Here is a 2,676-nt window from a genome sequence, read left to right on the forward strand (position 1 = left end):
TTGGATTATGACGAATTAGAGCCTGGCTATAGTGCCGAAGAGAGCATTCCTCATTGTCCCTGATGGGAAGCAAGCTCCAGACAGCATGGGTTCACGGAGGACACGCTATCGCGACCGTGCGGGACAAGTCGGCAAGCCCATCTGAAGGCTGTGCCGGAGGGGCAGGCGACCCTTTTCCAGGGTTCAAGCCCGACACAGGGGCCACTCGCCGATCGCGAGGGGCCGTTTGTGGCGTTCCCATTCCCATAGTTGTTCGTGACGTGACCGGCGTCGAAGCCGTGAGGACGTCCGTGCGCTTGGCTCCCTTGGCGGCGCGTCAGTCCGGCTCCCAGAGGTCCGGGCTGGCTTTTTGATTTCGATAGGCTTAACGAAGACTGCAACTAGGGTAAGGAAACGTAACGTGCGCAACATCATCACTGGAGTATTGGCCGTCGCGCTTGTCGGCGGCATGAGCGTATTTTCCTTGAACGCCATCGCGGCCGACGAGCCCGAGGGCGCCTCTGAGAGCGCCGCGGTGGCCGGCGATGCACCTTCGGCCGACGGCGAGTGCTGCCCGAAGGACGATCAGACCCCGCCGCTCGAGCTGATCGAGAAGACGCCGATCGGTGGTCTGCACAACCCGTATAACGACGATACCGCGGCCATGGAGGAAGTCGGTCACAAGAAGTACCTTTCCTTCAGCTGCAATGGCTGCCACGGCGGGGGCGGCGGCGGCGGCATGTGTCCGCCGCTGACCAACGACGCTTTTGTCTATGGCGCTGACGACGACACATTGTTTCGTCTGATCGCCCTTGGTTCGGATGAACTCCAAAAGCAGGGCTATACGCGCGTCAGGAAGGAGGTCGTGACCGGTCCGATGCCGCCTTTTGGCAACATCATCAAGACCTCCGACGATTTGTGGAAGGTCATCGCCTGGATGCGCGTCAAGAACCCGAGTTCTGTGGAGGACGTGGACAAGCCCGCGCAGACGCCGGGCCAATAGCGCTCGCGCCACCGCGATTTCGATTGAAAAGGCCGCTGCGCCCCTCGGGGCCAGCGGTCTTTTTGTTTGCGTGGTATGTCGGGGGCCGTGGCGAAGCACTTATTTATGACTTTCCTTCCGCTGCGGCGGCTGCCATGGTGCCCTTGAGGAGCGGGGAAAGTTTCCGCTCGCCGGCCACGCCGTAGGTCTAGGACGGTAACGCGTTGTTGGGGCTGGTCTGGGTCTAGCTAGAATCACCAACATCTTCGACGGTCCGGCAAGGCCAGCGCCTTTTCGGTCGACGACTGCGAACGTGCTGAAGCGCAGCGGGCGGTGCGCCTGGGCATCTCTATCGCCCCAAGATCATCCCTAGGTAAGGAAACCGAAATCGTGAGCAAGATTATCACTGGAGTACTGGCCGCCGTTCTCGTTGGCGGTATGAGCATGTTTGCAGGGACGGCGACGGCGGAGGAGTGCTGCCCGAAGGATGACCAGACGCCGCCGCTCGAGCTCATCGAGAAGACGCCGCTGGGCGGCCTGCACAACCCCTATAACGACGATGTCGATGCGATGGCAGAGATAGGGCACAAGAAATATCTGTCCTATAGCTGCAACGGCTGCCATGGCGGCGGCGGCGGCGGCGGCATGTGCCCGCCGCTCACCAACGACGCCTGGGTCTATGGCGCCGACGACGACACGGTTTTCAGGCTGATCGCCCTTGGCTCGGATGAACTCCAGAAGCAGGGCTACACGCGCGTCAGGAAGGAGATCGTGACCGGTCCGATGCCGCCTTTCGGTGACATCATCAAGACCTCCGATGAGTTGTGGCGGGTCATCGCCTTCATCCGCACGAAGAATCCCAGCTCCATGGAGAGGGTGGACACGCCGGTACAGACCCCGGGCCAATAGCTCTCGCGGATTTCGATTTCGGAGGCCGCCGCACCCCTCGGGCCGGCGGCCTTTCCGCTTCCTGAAACATTGGTAATGTTTTTACCACGGCCTGGAAGGGCGTGGGCGAAGTCCATATATTCATTCGAGAATTCCAACTCGGTCCGCTGGCGATTTGGTTGCCATATTGTGCGGTGCGCATTGCCAATCGGTAGCAGGTCTGAGACAGAAGAGCGCCCAGCTCCGGAACACCTCCCCACAGCCGGAAACGTTCAGAGAGACATGCAGCCTTTGCGTCAGATCTTTTCCCGTGACCCGCGCGCTCCTTGGTTGGGAGCGGTCCTCGCTGGCGTCTTTTTCATTTCGACGATTGCCGGAAGCGCCGTTGTGGCCGCGCAAGACGAGCCGCCGGCCAGCGACACGCCCCAAGCCAGCGACGCGCCTGAAGCCAGCGACACGCCTAAAGCCACCCAGGCGCCGGCCAAGTCCGACGAGGCCGCCGGGAAGGCGGCTGCGCCCGCCGAGGACAAGGCCGGCGACAAGAAGCTGATGCGCGTCTACTACCTCGGCAAGGAATACGACGAGCCGCTGCCGCTCTCCTATGCCGAAGAGATCGTCACCGACAAAGGCATCCAGGGCGCGCGCCTCATGCTCAAAGAGGCGAACCAGGCCGGCAATTTCATCGGCTACGAGTTCAAGCTCGAAGAGGGTATCGTGCCGAAGGACGGCGACGTCGTCGCCAAGGCCAAGGAAGCGCTCGCCGCCGGCCACCGCTTTATCCTCGCCGATCTGGAGCCCGACGATCTGCTTGCCGTGGCCGATCTGCC

General features: G+C 61.9%; 2 protein-coding genes and 1 pseudogene. All 3 read left to right on the forward strand.

The features are described 5' to 3' along the window. Nucleotides 1-400: 400 nt before the first annotated feature. Nucleotides 401-982 (forward strand): c-type cytochrome, encoded by a 582-nt coding sequence (locus tag ACSLE4_RS07015; protein WP_435903763.1) that lies wholly within the window; start codon nt 401-403, stop codon nt 980-982. 369 nt (nt 983-1,351) lie between these two features. Then, nucleotides 1,352-1,870, forward strand: coding sequence for a c-type cytochrome (locus tag ACSLE4_RS07020; protein ID WP_435903764.1), 519 nt, complete (start codon nt 1,352-1,354; stop codon nt 1,868-1,870). A gap of 366 nt (nt 1,871-2,236) precedes the next feature. Beyond that, a pseudogene (locus ACSLE4_RS07025) lies at nt 2,237-2,676 on the forward strand (hypothetical protein); the annotation flags it as partial.

This window comes from Methyloceanibacter sp., from assembly GCF_051306395.1.
In the GTDB taxonomy this organism is placed as follows: domain Bacteria; phylum Pseudomonadota; class Alphaproteobacteria; order Rhizobiales; family Methyloligellaceae; genus Methyloceanibacter.